15 protein-coding genes are annotated in these 13,965 nt (G+C 51.9%); 12 read left to right on the forward strand and 3 right to left on the reverse strand.

Annotation, left to right across the window (positions count from 1 at the left end; genetic code table 11):
- Positions 1 to 473 precede the first annotated feature (473 nt).
- Genes KJS40_RS03110 through KJS40_RS03120 form a run of 3 tightly spaced genes read right to left on the reverse strand, consistent with a single transcriptional unit; the run spans position 474 to position 1,637 of the window.
- Positions 474 to 821 carry a hypothetical protein gene (locus tag KJS40_RS03110; RefSeq protein ID WP_213539030.1) on the reverse strand — a complete coding sequence of 116 codons (348 nt, stop codon included), beginning with the start codon at positions 819 to 821 and terminating at the stop codon, positions 474 to 476.
- The gene (locus KJS40_RS03115) at positions 818 to 1,186 is read right to left on the reverse strand and encodes a phage holin family protein (protein WP_213539031.1); all 369 of its coding nucleotides are present in this window, start codon (positions 1,184 to 1,186) and stop codon (positions 818 to 820) included. Before KJS40_RS03115 ends, KJS40_RS03110 begins: the two co-directional genes overlap by 4 nt.
- Positions 1,187 to 1,226: 40 nt before the next feature.
- Positions 1,227 to 1,637 (reverse strand): DUF883 family protein, encoded by a 411-nt coding sequence (locus KJS40_RS03120; protein ID WP_090457140.1) that lies wholly within the window; start codon positions 1,635 to 1,637, stop codon positions 1,227 to 1,229.
- A 476-nt stretch (positions 1,638 to 2,113) separates the two neighbouring features.
- Here KJS40_RS03120 and rpsB point away from each other — a divergent pair, with 476 nt between their 5' ends.
- The 12 genes from rpsB (at position 2,114) to rnhB (ending at position 13,747) form a co-directional block, all read left to right on the forward strand.
- Complete coding sequence (gene rpsB / locus KJS40_RS03125) at positions 2,114 to 2,854, forward strand: 30S ribosomal protein S2 (RefSeq protein ID WP_213539032.1); 741 nt, start codon at positions 2,114 to 2,116, stop codon at positions 2,852 to 2,854.
- Between the two features lie 102 nt (positions 2,855 to 2,956).
- Positions 2,957 to 3,865 carry a translation elongation factor Ts gene (gene tsf, locus KJS40_RS03130; RefSeq protein ID WP_213539033.1) on the forward strand — a complete coding sequence of 303 codons (909 nt, stop codon included), beginning with the start codon at positions 2,957 to 2,959 and terminating at the stop codon, positions 3,863 to 3,865.
- 13 nt (positions 3,866 to 3,878) lie between these two features.
- Positions 3,879 to 4,595: a UMP kinase gene (pyrH, locus tag KJS40_RS03135; protein WP_213539034.1), complete on the forward strand. Its 717-nt coding sequence runs from the start codon at positions 3,879 to 3,881 to the stop codon at positions 4,593 to 4,595.
- Positions 4,596 to 4,693: 98 nt separating this feature from the next.
- On the forward strand, positions 4,694 to 5,251 hold the full coding sequence (gene frr / locus KJS40_RS03140) for a ribosome recycling factor (RefSeq protein WP_025040323.1): 558 nt from the start codon (positions 4,694 to 4,696) through the stop codon (positions 5,249 to 5,251).
- A gap of 106 nt (positions 5,252 to 5,357) precedes the next feature.
- On the forward strand, positions 5,358 to 6,155 hold the full coding sequence (gene uppS / locus KJS40_RS03145) for a polyprenyl diphosphate synthase (protein WP_213539035.1): 798 nt from the start codon (positions 5,358 to 5,360) through the stop codon (positions 6,153 to 6,155).
- Between the two features lie 48 nt (positions 6,156 to 6,203).
- The gene (locus KJS40_RS03150; protein ID WP_213539036.1) at positions 6,204 to 7,025 is read left to right on the forward strand and encodes a phosphatidate cytidylyltransferase; all 822 of its coding nucleotides are present in this window, start codon (positions 6,204 to 6,206) and stop codon (positions 7,023 to 7,025) included.
- A complete protein-coding gene (gene ispC, locus KJS40_RS03155; protein ID WP_213539037.1) occupies positions 7,022 to 8,209 on the forward strand; it encodes a 1-deoxy-D-xylulose-5-phosphate reductoisomerase in 1,188 nt (395 codons plus the stop codon). Before KJS40_RS03150 ends, ispC begins: the two co-directional genes overlap by 4 nt.
- Before the next feature lie 146 nt (positions 8,210 to 8,355).
- The gene (rseP, locus tag KJS40_RS03160; protein ID WP_213539038.1) at positions 8,356 to 9,723 is read left to right on the forward strand and encodes an RIP metalloprotease RseP; all 1,368 of its coding nucleotides are present in this window, start codon (positions 8,356 to 8,358) and stop codon (positions 9,721 to 9,723) included.
- Positions 9,724 to 9,726: 3 nt separating this feature from the next.
- Positions 9,727 to 12,009 (forward strand): outer membrane protein assembly factor BamA, encoded by a 2,283-nt coding sequence (gene bamA, locus KJS40_RS03165; RefSeq protein WP_213539039.1) that lies wholly within the window; start codon positions 9,727 to 9,729, stop codon positions 12,007 to 12,009.
- Positions 12,010 to 12,035: 26 nt separating this feature from the next.
- Positions 12,036 to 12,566 carry an OmpH family outer membrane protein gene (locus tag KJS40_RS03170; protein WP_244859683.1) on the forward strand — a complete coding sequence of 177 codons (531 nt, stop codon included), beginning with the start codon at positions 12,036 to 12,038 and terminating at the stop codon, positions 12,564 to 12,566.
- Positions 12,567 to 12,655: 89 nt separating this feature from the next.
- Positions 12,656 to 13,093 carry a 3-hydroxyacyl-ACP dehydratase FabZ gene (fabZ, locus tag KJS40_RS03175; protein ID WP_213539041.1) on the forward strand — a complete coding sequence of 146 codons (438 nt, stop codon included), beginning with the start codon at positions 12,656 to 12,658 and terminating at the stop codon, positions 13,091 to 13,093.
- A 63-nt stretch (positions 13,094 to 13,156) separates the two neighbouring features.
- Positions 13,157 to 13,747 (forward strand): ribonuclease HII, encoded by a 591-nt coding sequence (gene rnhB / locus KJS40_RS03180; RefSeq protein ID WP_213539042.1) that lies wholly within the window; start codon positions 13,157 to 13,159, stop codon positions 13,745 to 13,747.
- Positions 13,748 to 13,965: the final 218 nt, after the last annotated feature.

Below are 13,965 nucleotides of genomic sequence, written 5' to 3' on the forward strand. Positions count from 1 at the left end.
ACCGAGTATGAATGTATTTTGATGACAGTGATAACTTCCAGCAGAACGAGGAAACGAGGAGAATGAGGAGACGAAAACTACAACCGATGACCCACAGCCCAGGCGGTGTTCGGGTAAGTTCAGGTGGGGGATATCACTTCAACCTGATGCGAGGCGCCTTAGCGAACTCATCCCGATTCAGCCGTCCATCCCGGTCAATGTCCAGACCCTGGCATGTTGAAAAATATCTCACGGGACCGCCTTTATGATAGTGGTAGTGGCTCGCGCCCCGGCCAGAAGAAATGCCCAGCTAGAGCAGCAATGCAGATCAACATCCCTCAATTCATCAAGAAGTAAATTATTATTAAGACAAACGCGGGTACGCCCAGAATCCAGGCAAGAACATATTTACCCATGATAACTCTCCTCAAAAAAAGCAGAAGCGGCTTGTTTCGGTCACACCATATTCACATCCACATTTTTTCGTTGCCGAATCACGGGCGGCGGTTACGCGATCGTAGCGAGCTTATCACCGAGGGCAGGACCTGACGCATCACCAATGTTCTTGCGCTGCTGCCCAGTATTCCTGCCGTGAGCGCTATGCTGCCTTTTACCGCTTTGTTCAGCCTTACGCGTGAAACCAGCGACAGCGCAACAAGCGCGCCGGAGACGTAATACGGATGTCGCATTATGAATTTAAATGTATGACTGCGTGGGAACGCATGCGTATCATGGATCTGCTCGTGTTCATCCTCATGGACAAACATGGCTCGATAATTCCTGCGACTGGCATCCATCCGTTCCAATAGCGCTTTTTGTTCATTTTCGAGAGCGCTGCTCATACCACATCCTTCATCAGCTTTATATCCTGCTGCAATTCGTCACGCACGACATCGAAGGCTGAAACAGAAGCTGTCTGCTTTGGCGCTGCGGCGTAGACCAGAAAAGCTATCAAAGCGTAAATGCCGGCAATACCCCATGCGGAGAGTATGCGATAAGGGGTGTCCCAACAGGTGATGATGACGGCCAACCCCAGGAAGATCAGGCTCAAGGCAGAAAAAAGCGCCACCATCAGATAACTGATCGCTTGTTTCTTCCAATTCTGAACCTGAATCTCCGCTGATAACCTTACCAACTCGAGATAGTCGTCGACGCGCTCCAAGGCAAGTGCTCCGAGTTGTTTGGCTTTTTTGATGGACTCAAACATGGCGATTATCTCGACTGATGTGCTGGGGCCGGAAGGACGGTCAACGGCGCGTCATCAGCAAGCCGATTAGCAAGCCGATACCGGCGGCATAACCTACCGATTGCAGGGGATGCTCCTTTATACACTCCCTGGAACATTCAACACCGTAGTCGAACTGTTCGCGGGCATCATGGGCCAGGTCCGCAGCCGCTTCGCGCGTGGAGGCAACCTTTGTCATCAGTTTTTCCTTGGCTTCCTCCAGGTCGATATCGGATAAACTGGGAATTCGCGAAATAAGGTCATCCAGATCGGCTCGGAGATTGGCCAGTTCGTCACTCGCGGCATCACCTACCTGCTTGCCCGCTGACCTGGCTGCATTTCCGACCCGCTGAGCTGCCGCACCCGCCCGATCCGCCATGTTTTCCGCCGCGGCTTTTGCGTCATCAATCTTATCCGAAGTATTCTGTTCCATAATGGCTCCTTCAATTGTTAGTCAGAAGATATACGCAGTACTCGGTTGCGAGCGCCTTGTCATCAATGATCAGTTTCTCACAATTGTTGACATGGCTATGTACGTTGACACACATAATTCCAAGTCCGGCAGTCGACCGCTCACCGCTCTTCCAACTGCCGAATTCAGGATAATTGAATTGCTATCGACGCGATCCTACTATTTCTCTTCTGTGATCTCAATATACAGGCCCTTCCGCGCCGGAAACGCAACGCACGCCAGAGGTATATATCGTATTTCGCAGGTTCAAATTGAGTGAATCCCGGCAAAAATGATATAATTTCGCGCTAATCTGGCTTTGCGTCAAGTTCGTTCCCGAGTTTCGGGAAGAGTTTTCCGCAAGTCAGCTTAAATTCGCATATCCGTCTGTTTCAAATAGGGTGCTCTTGAGAAGAGCGACTATGGCGGATAGAGGCTCAACCCCAAAGGAGAAATTCATGTCAGTAACCATGCGGCAAATGCTGGAGGCAGGCGTCCATTTCGGGCATCAGACCCGTTTCTGGAATCCCAAGATGGCACAGTACATTTTCGGCCATCGCAACAAGATACACATCATCAATCTCGAAAAAACCCTGACGATGTACCAGGACGCGATGAACTATGTACGCCAGCTATCGGCCAACAAGGGCAATATCCTGTTTGTCGGCACCAAACGCCAGGCGCGCGATATCGTGCGTGAGGAAGCCCTCCGCTGTGGTGCTCCCTATGTCGATCAGCGCTGGCTCGGCGGTATGCTCACCAACTTCAAGACGATAAAGCTGTCGGTCAAGCGTCTGCATGATATGGAGGCGATGGCGGAGGATGGCACTCTCGACAAGCTTTCCAAGAAAGAAGCGCTGGATATTCAACGCGATCTGGAAAAGCTCGATCGCAGCCTCGGCGGCATCAAGAATATGAAAGGTTTGCCCGATGCCATGTTTGTGATCGATGTCGGCTACCAGAAAGGAGCGATTACCGAGGCCAAGAAGCTCGGTATACCGATAGTCGGCGTGGTGGACACCAACCACAGTCCAGAGGGGCTGAACTACGTAATCCCCGGCAATGATGATTCGAGCCAGGCGATACGCCTTTATGCACGCGGTGTCGCAGATGCGATTCTGGAAGGGCGCAACCAGGCCATGCAGGAGATCATTAAAAATGAGCTGGTAGAGGCGGATGAGGCAATAGCCGCGGAATAACAAGGGTTGCCGTTAGCTGGCCAGATGGACTTTCCTCTGCGAAGCGATACTGGCGATATGATCCACGCCCGGCTACTTTAACAAATTATATCTGGAGTGAATATGGCGGACATCACCGCAAAAATGGTGAAGGAATTGCGCGACATGACCGGTCTAGGCATGATGGAATGCAAGAAAGCGTTGACTGAAACCGGCGGGGACATCAAAGCGGCGGAGGATCTGCTGCGCATCAAGAGTGGCGCCAAGGCAAGCAAGGCGGCTGGGCGTGTTGCGGCGGAAGGAATGGTGGCGGCGTATATTACGCCGGATGGCAAGAGCGGCGCCCTGGTGGAAGTCAACTGCGAAACCGATTTTGTCGCCCGAAACGAAGACTTTATCGGTTTTGTCCGCGATCTTGCGCAACTGGCAGCGACGAAAAATTTAGCCGATACCGAAGCATTGGCGAGCGCTACGCTACCGGGCGGGGAAAACGTGGATGCGTTCCGGGAAGCGCTGGTAATGAGATTAGGCGAAAATATCAGCCTGCGCCGTTTCGCGCGCCATGTAACGCAGGGGCATCTTGCGTCCTACCTGCATGGTGCAAAAATTGGCGTAATGGTCGATTACACGGGGGGTGACCAGACGCTGGGCAAGGATCTGGCGATGCACATCGCGGCCAGCAAGCCGATATGTGTGTCAAGCGAGCAGGTGTCGCCCGAGTTGCTGGCGCGCGAAAGGCAGATCTATACGGCACAAGCGGCGGAAAGCGGCAAGCCTGCCGATATCGTCACAAAGATGGTTGATGGGCGTGTTGTTAAATATCTTGCTGAAGTGACTCTTCTCGGCCAACCATTCGTCAAGAATCCGGATCAGACCGTGGAGAAACTACTTGCTGCAAAGTCTGCAAAGGTTAATGGCTTTACCTTGTTTATCGTGGGTGAGGGCATCGAAAAGAAAACTGGTGATTTTGCCGCCGAAGTGATGGCGCAGGTAAACCAGGCCAAAGAAGACAACACATCGCAGCCAAATTGATTATTCACTATTCATGACGATCGCCTCTTACAAGCGTATTCTGCTTAAGCTCTCCGGCGAAGCCCTTATGGGCGATGATAGCTATGGCATCAATCGGGCGGTAATTGAACGAATCGTAGCCGAGATCGCCGATGTAATTCAGTTGGGTGTCCAGGTGGCCGTGGTAATTGGTGGCGGCAATATTTTTCGCGGAATAACGTCCGCTGAAGATGGGATGGATCGCGCCACCGCGGATTACATGGGGATGCTGGCTACGGTTATGAATGCCTTGGCGCTGCAGGATGCCATGCGCCGCGGCGGTTTGGTAAGTCGGGTACAATCGGCATTGCGTATTGATCAAGTCGTGGAGCCTTATATTCGCGGAAAGGCCATACGTTATCTGGAGACCGGGAAAGTGGTGATTTTTGCCGCCGGTACAGGCAATCCTTTTTTCACGACCGATACGGCTGCCGCGCTGCGCGGGATGGAAATGAACGTCGATATCGTGCTCAAGGGCACCAAGGTGGATGGCGTTTATACCACTGATCCCCAGACGAATGCCGACGCCATCCGCTATCAAAAGCTATCATTTGATGTGGCCATTGCTCAGAATCTCAAGGTGATGGATGCGACGGCATTGACTCTGTGCCGCGATCAGAAGTTGCCGCTCAATGTATTCAGCATCTTCAAGCCCGGTGCGCTGAAACGGGTGGTGATGGGGGAAGATGAGGGAACGCTCGTGCAGGCTTGAAATGGCCAATTTTTACTACTCAATTCCCATTGGAATCACCGTAAAATAGGGGCTGTCAACGAACAGCGCAAAATCCCGTTATTCTGTAAACGACAATCATGATCGCCGAGATAAAAAAATCCGCTGAACAAAAAATGCAGAAGAGCCTGGACGCGCTGAAACTGGATCTGGGCAAGATACGGACCGGCCGGGCCCACACGGGTCTGCTGGATCACGTTACGGTCGACTATTATGGCGCACCCACGCTCATCAACCAGGTCGCGAACGTCAACCTGGCGGACGCACGCACTATTACCGTCGCGCCATGGGAAAAGAAAATGCTGGGTGCGATTGAAAAAGCGATTCGGAATTCCGATCTGGGGCTAAATCCTGTAACCGTCGGCGAGTTGATCCGCGTGCCCATGCCGGCACTCACCGAAGAGCGTCGTCGCGATCTCACCAAGGTGGTAAAGCATGAGGGTGAAACTGCGCGGGTGGCGGTGCGAAATATCCGCCGTGACGCAAATACGCATCTGAAGGATCTGCTGAAGGAAAAAGAAATAGCGGAGGACGACGAACGTCGCGGACAGGATGAGATTCAGAAAATCACCGACCGCCATATCGCGGAAATAGACAAACTTCTACAGATCAAGGAAGCCGAACTGATGGCGATCTGAGGTTAAGCAACGTAGCACAAAGATATTGTGGAGGTTAGCATCCGCTTTCGCGAACCGGTGCTGCGAATCACTGGATTTTAAATGTCCTTGACTCAACCGTATCCCCATGCCCGTTACCACCAGTTCAACCCGGGAAATACCTGAAACCGACCTGATTCCGCGGCATATCGCCATCATCATGGATGGCAATGGCCGCTGGGCGAAAAATCGCTTCATGCCGCGAATGGCTGGGCATAAACGCGGCGTGGAAACAGTACGCACGGCGATCAAGGCTTGTATGGAGCGCGGTGTGGAATATCTCACCCTATTCGCGTTCAGCAGCGAAAATTGGCGCAGGCCAACGGACGAGGTCGCATTCCTGATGCAGCTTTTCATCAGCGTCCTCGAGCAGGAGGTTACAAAACTGCACGAGAACGGCATTTGCTTCAAAGTGATCGGCGATTTGGCTAAATTTGATCCAAAAATAGTCGAATTTGTGCGTAATGGCGAAGCGCTTACAGCCGGGAACAGTCGATTTACACTTACCATCGCGGCCAATTACGGCGGGCGCTGGGATATGATGCAGGCTGTTCGGAAAATGCTGGAGAAAAGCCCGCAATTAATTGATTGTTTTGATGAAAATGATTTGATGAAGCATTTTTCTTTGAACTATGCTCCCGAACCGGATCTATTTATCCGTACCGGTGGCGAAAAACGCATCAGCAATTTTCTGTTATGGCAACTGGCTTATACCGAGCTCTATTTCACCGATACGCTTTGGCCTGATTTTGATGCGCGTGCGCTGGACCTCGCGATTCAGTCTTATCAACAGCGTGAACGCCGGTTTGGGCGCACCAGCGAGCAACTTCAAACGACGCCATCCGTTCATGGAGGAAGAGAAGCTGTCGTCAAAAAAACGGCATAACTTCTACGCCTTTCCAATCCGTGCCGTTTCTTCTTTACCTTCCCAGTCATGCTTAGGGCTCGGATTTTAACCGCCGTCGTTATATTATGCCTTTTCCTGGCGGCATTATTTTACCTGTCGCCTATTTTCTGGATGGCATTGCTGCTTCTCCTGACTGCGGCAGGCTCATTGGAATGGACCCGGCTCGCACAGTTTTCCCTCAAGCATTCCATCATTTATCTTTTATTTACCGTGTTGCTGACGGGTGAACTACTGTTCCTGTTAAGCGGCGCCGTTTTGGCTGATCCATACACCACGTCATTTCTCTGGATTTACGTCGCATCACTGGTGTTCTGGACGCTGGGTGTTCCGTTTCTGTTGAAATCAAGACGTCCGATCGGAAATACGACCTTGCTGGCCTTGGCGGGTTGGTTGCTGTTATTACCGACATGTTTTGCCCTGTACCAGTTGCGGGCCATCAATCCGCTTCTCCTGCTGGGGTTCATGTCCACTGTCTGGATATCCGATACGGCAGCGTATTTTTCCGGCCGTGCCTGGGGAAAGCATAAGCTTGCGCCCACCATCAGTCCGGGAAAGACCTGGGAAGGCGTGGCGGGAGCGCTGGCCGCGGTGTTTATTTATGCGCTGATATGGAGTTACGCCGGGGGAAACGAAGTTCCAGCCAGGCTACTGATACCACTGTTACTTTTACTTGCCGCAATGGGGATCATCGGAGATTTGTTTGAGTCTTTGATGAAACGTCATGCCGGACTCAAGGATAGCGGGAATATTTTGCCGGGCCACGGTGGTATACTTGACCGTATTGATGCGCTGACTTCAACCCTGCCCCTAGCCGTTTTGTCACTTCTATTGTTACAGTCCGAATTATGATAGCAGTTCGTCACCTCACTATTCTTGGTTCTACCGGCAGCATCGGCGTAAGTACCCTTGACGTGGTTTCACGCCATCCGGACCGGTTTCGTATCGTTGCCCTTGCTGCCAACAAGAGCGCCAAAAAAATGCTGGAGCAATGTCTTCGCTTTCAGCCGCGTTATGCAGTCCTGCTGGAGGAGGCGAGCGCTGAATGGCTGCGGGCAGAAGCGCATGCGGCAGGGCTTGCTACCGAGGTGCTCTGCGGTGTCGAGTCTCTGGAAAAAGTGGCGTCGCTAGCAGAAGTCGATACCGTGATGGCTGCGATCGTTGGTGCGGCGGGCATACGTCCCACTTTTGCCGCCGCCCGTGCGGGCAAGCAGGTACTGCTCGCCAACAAGGAAACCATGGTCATGGCGGGTCGGATTTTTATGGATGTGGTCAAAGAGAATAACGCCACTCTACTACCGATTGACAGCGAACATAATGCGATTTTCCAATCGTTACCGCAGCATTTCAATGGTGATTTAGGCGCAATCGGGGTACGCCGCATTTTACTGACGGCATCAGGCGGTCCGTTTCGGCAATCTCCACTGAGCTCGCTGGAGCAGGTAACGCCGGGACAGGCATGCGCTCATCCCAATTGGGTAATGGGGCGGAAGATTTCAGTCGACTCCGCTACCATGATGAACAAGGGGCTGGAAGTCATTGAGGCGCATTGGTTGTTTGAAGCTCCGCCGGACCAGATCCAGGTAGTGATTCATCCGCAAAGCATCATCCATTCCATGGTCGAATATGTGGATGGCTCGGTATTGGCGCAGCTTGGTAATCCGGACATGCGTACACCGATTGCACATGCCCTGGGTTTTCCGGATCGAATTGAAACGGGTGTGACACCCCTGGATATGTTCAAAGTCGGCCGGCTGGATTTCGAAGCACCGGATTTCAGACGCTTTCCCTGTTTGAGGCTGGCATACCAGGCGCTGGCAACCGGAGGCAGCGCACCAGCGATACTCAACGCAGCGAACGAAGTAGCGGTAGAGTCTTTTCTGGCATGTAAAATGCCTTTTACCGCGATCCCGGCCATGATTGAAGACGTCATGCAGACTATTGGCCGCCAGGATATCGCCACCCTTGATGATGTGCTGGATGCGGATAGCATAGCGCGTGAAGCCGCACATGAGTGGCTGACGTGCCTGGCATAAAGTATCGGCGTTTCCCCCGTTGTGCCTGACGTCAATCTGATCATCTCTCACCGATCACGCTGTCATCCTGCCTTGCGGAAGACAGCAAGCCGTTTCTTCCGGATATTTGAAGCTCCCTTGGGCCGCGTTAGTCGCCGGCATGCCGCATGACATTCATTTTTACCCTCGTTGCTTTCGTTGTCGCCTTAGGGCTGCTGATCGTATTTCATGAATTTGGCCATTTTCTGGTGGCGCGCTGGTGTGGAATAAAGGTGCTGCGTTTTTCGATCGGCTTTGGTCAGCCTTTATTACGGAAGCGCTGGGGAAAAGACCAAACCGAGTGGGTAATAGCTGCCTTTCCTCTCGGCGGTTACGTGAAGATGCTCGATGAAAGCGAGGGCGCCGTTCCACCTGAGGAACTGACGCGCACTTTCAATCGCAAGCCCGTGGCACAGCGGCTAGCGGTTGTGGCGGCAGGGCCTATCGCCAACTTTCTTCTGGCCATCGTGCTTTACTGGCTTCTGTTCGTGCTCGGCGTCAGCGCTATGAAACCCGTCGTGGGGCCCGTGGTGCCGGCAACGCCAGCAGCGGTTGCAGGTTTCGAGAAGGGCGATACTATCGTGAAGATCGAAGCTGAACCCGTCGCCACCTGGCAGGATGCTCGCTGGCTATTGCTGTCGAGTGCAGTGGAAAGGTCACCCGCCGTGACCGTGGAGACACTTGATACACACGGACAACTTGTCTCGCGGCAAATGGACTTCAGCGGCATTCATGCCGACGATCTGGACGGTGATTTTCTGAAGAAAGTCGGCTTGAGCAGTTATCAGCCCGCGGTGAAACCCATCATTTCGCAGGTGACGCCGGATAGCGCAGGTAGTCGCGCCGGCTTGCAGGCGGGCGATGAGATTCTGGCAATAGACGGTAAGCGGATCACGTTTTGGGAAGATCTGGTGCAAAAGATACGGGCCAGTCCGGGAATTCCGCTAATGCTGGATATTCACCGTAATGACACGACGCTGAGTATAGAAGTCGTTCCCGATACGACCACCGACAGCGGAGAGAAAATCGGAAAAATAGGTATCGGACCCCGGATCGACCATGACGAACTGAAAAAACTGCTCATAGAAGTCAGTTATCCGGCGGGCACGGCCATGGTCAAGGCCATGAGCAAAACCTGGGAAACGTCGATATTTACTTTGCATATGCTGTGGAAAATGGTTGCGGGTGAAGTATCCTGGAAGAATGTGAGCGGCCCCATCACGATCGCCGACTACGCAGGCAAGTCGGCGCAGATGGGCCTGTCATCCTATCTGGGCTTTGTCGCCCTCATCAGCATCAGTCTGGGTGTGCTGAACCTGTTACCTATTCCCGTACTGGACGGGGGGCATTTAATGTATTATGTGATCGAAATCGTCAAAGGCACTCCTGTTTCTGCGAAAACCATCGAAATGGGCCAGCAGGTCGGGATGATACTGTTATTTGCCCTGATGGCTTTTGCCATATACAACGATATCAGTCGGCTTATCCCCAGTTAAAGTATGAAAGTCAGGTATCTCGTCGCGCTCGTTTCTGCCTTCTGCGCTTCGGTTTCATGGGCGCGTGAGCCATTCGTAGTGAGAGACATACGGGTGGAAGGCATACAGAGAACCGAGGCGGGGACAGTGTTCAGTTATCTTCCCGTGAAGGTGGGAGATACGCTTGACGATGAAAAGGCCGCGGCTGCCATCAAGGTGCTCTATGCCACCGGTTTTTTCAAGGATGTACGGCTCGAATCTGAAAACGGCATTTTGATAGTAGTGGTTGAGGAGCGTCCCGCTATTGCACAGATCAGCATTATCGGCGCGAAGGAATTCGAGAAAGATAAACTGAAAGAAGGGCTGAAACAGGCTGGGTTGGCGGAATCGCGGATATTCGATCGCTCAGTGCTGGAAAGAGCCGAACACGAACTCAAGCAGCAGTACATCAGCCGTGGTAAATACGGGGTAAAAATTACCACTACCACAACACCGCTTGAACGTAACCGCATCGGAATCAATTTCCATGTGGATGAAGGCAAGACCGCCAAAATTCGCAAGATCAATATCGTCGGGAACCGGGCTTTTAAGGAAAAAGAGTTGCTGAGCGCGCTCGTGTTGAGGACACCTGGTCTGCTTACCTGGTTCACCAAGGAGGATCAATATTCAAAACAGAAGCTCTCCGCTGATCTTGAGTCGCTACGATCCTATTATCTCAATCGCGGTTATCTCGAGTTCAGCATTGAATCCACTCAGGTTTCCATCACCGCCGACATGCAGGATATTTACATTACGGTAAATATCGTTGAGGGTCCCCAATATAAGGTTTCCGAGATAAAGCTTGCCGGCGAACTGCTGGTACCGGAAGAAGAATTGCGCAAGCTTATAAAAATTGAAGAGGGTGCGGTTTTTTCACGCGAGCGGTTGACTGAATCCATTAAGCTCATTACCGACCGGCTTGGCGACGATGGCTACGCATTTGCAAATATCAATGCGTCGCCTCAACTGGATAAGGAAACGCAACAAGTAGCGTTTACTTTTTTTATAGATCCCGGGCGGAGGGTGTACGTAAGACGTATCAACATAACGGGCAACAACCGCACCCGTGATGAAGTGATACGCCGGGAAATGCGCCAATTCGAGGGAGGATGGTATTCGACCAGCAAGATAAATCAGTCCAAGACACGTATAGACCGGCTGAATTTTTTCCTTGCCGTTAACCTTGAGACCCCGGCGGTTTCGGGCACTACCGATCAGATTGACGTGAACGTCGAGGTTAAGGAAAAGCCCACTGGCGCGGTAATGTTTGGAGCGGGTTATTCCAATATGGAGGGACTGATACTGAGCGGTTCCATTGCCCAGGACAACATTTTCGGTACAGGTAAATTTGTCAATCTCATGATCAATACCGGTCGTGTAAACAAGACCTATTCGCTATCTTATACCGATCCTTATTTCACCCGCGACGGCGTTAACGCCGGATTCGATCTTTATAAGCGAGTTCTGAATACAAGTTCGCTATCATCTGTGATGAACTTCAATACCGACACCACCGGTGCCGGTGTACGCTTTGGCATTCCGATCAACGAAAACGACAGAATCATAGGTGGATTGGGGATCGAGAATACAGTGATCGATCTAGGCGCCAACAGTCCACAGCGCAACATCAATTTTGTGGAAAAATTCGGGCGGAGCACCATTAATATACCGCTAACGTTCAGTTGGCGGCGCGATGGCCGCAATAGCGCCATCTGGACGACCGAAGGCACTACACAGCGGGTATTTGCGGAAGCAGGTTTGCCTGGAGGCGATCTGACCTATTATAAAGTGAGTTATGACCTCAGTTGGTATTATCCTATTACGCAACTCTTTACTCTTATGTTGAAGGGCGAATTCGGATACGGTGGTGGTTACAACGGCAAGGACCTTCCCTTTTTCAAGAACTTTTTTGCCGGTGGCAATACCTCGGTTCGAGGCTATAACATCAGTTCGTTGGGTCCACGTGACGCGACCAATAGGGCCCTTGGCGGCAACAAGCGCGGTGTAGGCAGCGTGGAAGTACTGTTCCCGATGCCCGGCATGAGAAACGATCGAACAGTGCGCCTGAGCGTATTCCTTGATGGCGGCACGGTCTGGGGTCCCGATGGTGAAAGGCCGCAGCAGGAAGGCTTGCGTTATTCCGCGGGAGTCGCAGTAATGTGGATTTCACCGATGGGGCCACTTAAAGTCAGTGCCGCACAACCGTTGAATGATAAACCGGGCGACAGTTTACAGCGGTTTCAGTTTCAATTTGGGCAGCAGTTCTAAATTAAATGAACAATCCGGAGATAAAATTGAAACAAAAGGTTCTAAGGCTAAGAACTTTAACGGCGGCAGCATGCGTGATTCTTGTATCTGCTTGGGGATCGGCGGGTGCCCTTGCGGATGAGATCAAGATCGGTGTTGTCGATACCGAGAGAATTCTAGCCGAATCAGCGCCTGCGGTAAGAGCGCTGAAAAAAATAGAGAAGGAATTCTTGCCGCGCGACCAGGAAATCAAGAAGTTAGCCCTGCAGTCGAAAGCGCTTCAGGATCTTCTTGAAAATGAGGGAAAAGCGATGCCGGAAGCGGACCGGCGCAGCAAGGAGCGCGAACTTGCCACCCTTAACCGCGAACTTCAGCGCGCTCAACGGCAAATGCGCGAAGACTTGAGCCTGCGCCAGAACGATGAAGTCGCCACACTTCAGTTGACCGCCAGTAAAGCCATTCAAATAATCGCGGAGGCAGAAAAGTACGACTTGATATTGCCCCTGCGCGATCTCGTCTACCGTAGTGCACGTGTCGACATTACCGAGAAGGTGATCAAAGCCTTGGCGGACAAATAGCAGCCTGATAGTTCACCCGCGGAAATACGCGGGGTCGGCATTGCTTATCCAGACTGTTATCATTACGGACTCAGGAGATATTATCACCCATGGATATTCAGGAAATTCTAAAGTATCTCCCCCATCGCTATCCTTTTTTACTCGTTGACCGCGTTTTAACCTGCGATCCGGGGAAGAGCATCACCGCGCTCAAGAATGTGACCATTAACGAGCCGTTCTTCGGTGGTCATTTTCCTCATTACCCAGTTATGCCGGGCGTTCTCATAATCGAGGCATTGGCACAAGCGGCTGCCATTCTGACGCTCAAGAGCGCGAATCTGGAAACTGACGAGAATTCGGTTTACTATTTTGTCGGCATAGATGGTGCTCGTTTCAAGAAGCCGGTAGTGCCGGGTGACCAACTGATACTCAAGGCCACGATTCTGCGCGAGCGGATTGGAATCTGGAAATATGCTGTCCAGGCGGAAGTGGAAGGCCGGACTGTTGCCGTGGCCGAATTGATGTGCACAATGCGCCGCAAGGAGTAAGGGTGCCGAAAATATTTTGGCTAAGCAGTTGCGAGCATTGAGAAAGGGAAGCTGCAAGAAGTGATGGCAAGCGAATCTAGCTGGGTTTGTGGGGTGGATGAGTCCGGCAGGGGACCGTTGGCAGGACCGGTATTCGCCGCCTGCGTAATACTCGATCCAGACTATTGCATTGAGGGTCTGGCGGATTCAAAAACGCTAAGCGAAGCCAAGCGCAACAGTTTGACTGTTGCCATTAAAGCACATTCCATCGCCTGGGCTATCGGTTTCGCATCAGTTAAGGAAATCGATCGAATCAATATTCTTCAGGCAAGTTTGCTGGCCATGAAACGTGCTGTAGAGAGTCTGTCTCTGATTCCTTCCAGGGTATTGGTAGATGGGAACCAGAAACCTCGCCTGCGATGTCCCGTGACCACAATCGTCAGAGGCGATAGCCTGATACCCGAGATCTCCGCCGCTTCCATACTGGCAAAGACGGCGCGTGACGCGGAGATGGTGGCGTTACACCAGCGCTTCCCACATTATGGTTTTGACCAGCATAAGGGATATTCCACAGAACGACACATTGCGGCGCTAAGAACTCATGGGATCTCGGTAGTGCACCGACGCAGCTTTGCGCCAGTCAGAGAATTGATTGGAACTTGTAAAAACCTGTGAATCTGCGAATAAGGCTTGCATTGGCCATATAGAGATTCCCTCGAGGCAGAACTTTATTCATTTCATAATTACTAATGCAATTATGGTTGCTCTCGATAAGCCACATTGATAGCATATGCGCGCACTTGGGAGCGAGCGGTTTTCTTGAGAATAACGCAAGAAATATTATCGCTCATCTTTATTGCAACAATTAACCTATATTAACCTATGGCCTTGAT

This window comes from Nitrosospira sp. NRS527, assembly GCF_018406445.1.
In the GTDB taxonomy this organism is placed as follows: Bacteria; Pseudomonadota; Gammaproteobacteria; order Burkholderiales; family Nitrosomonadaceae; genus Nitrosospira; species Nitrosospira briensis.

Coding starts and splice junctions, on each gene's coding strand:
- KJS40_RS03110 (WP_213539030.1), bottom strand. CDS start 821: ATGAGCAGCGCTCTCGAAAATGAACAAAAAGCGCTATTGGAACGGATG.
- KJS40_RS03115 (WP_213539031.1), bottom strand. CDS start 1,186: ATGTTTGAGTCCATCAAAAAAGCCAAACAACTCGGAGCACTTGCCTTG.
- KJS40_RS03120 (WP_090457140.1), bottom strand. CDS start 1,637: ATGGAACAGAATACTTCGGATAAGATTGATGACGCAAAAGCCGCGGCG.
- rpsB (WP_213539032.1), top strand. CDS start 2,114: ATGTCAGTAACCATGCGGCAAATGCTGGAGGCAGGCGTCCATTTCGGG.
- tsf (WP_213539033.1), top strand. CDS start 2,957: ATGGCGGACATCACCGCAAAAATGGTGAAGGAATTGCGCGACATGACC.
- pyrH (WP_213539034.1), top strand. CDS start 3,879: ATGACGATCGCCTCTTACAAGCGTATTCTGCTTAAGCTCTCCGGCGAA.
- frr (WP_025040323.1), top strand. CDS start 4,694: ATGATCGCCGAGATAAAAAAATCCGCTGAACAAAAAATGCAGAAGAGC.
- uppS (WP_213539035.1), top strand. CDS start 5,358: ATGCCCGTTACCACCAGTTCAACCCGGGAAATACCTGAAACCGACCTG.
- KJS40_RS03150 (WP_213539036.1), top strand. CDS start 6,204: ATGCTTAGGGCTCGGATTTTAACCGCCGTCGTTATATTATGCCTTTTC.
- ispC (WP_213539037.1), top strand. CDS start 7,022: ATGATAGCAGTTCGTCACCTCACTATTCTTGGTTCTACCGGCAGCATC.
- rseP (WP_213539038.1), top strand. CDS start 8,356: ATGACATTCATTTTTACCCTCGTTGCTTTCGTTGTCGCCTTAGGGCTG.
- bamA (WP_213539039.1), top strand. CDS start 9,727: ATGAAAGTCAGGTATCTCGTCGCGCTCGTTTCTGCCTTCTGCGCTTCG.
- fabZ (WP_213539041.1), top strand. CDS start 12,656: ATGGATATTCAGGAAATTCTAAAGTATCTCCCCCATCGCTATCCTTTT.
- rnhB (WP_213539042.1), top strand. CDS start 13,157: ATGGCAAGCGAATCTAGCTGGGTTTGTGGGGTGGATGAGTCCGGCAGG.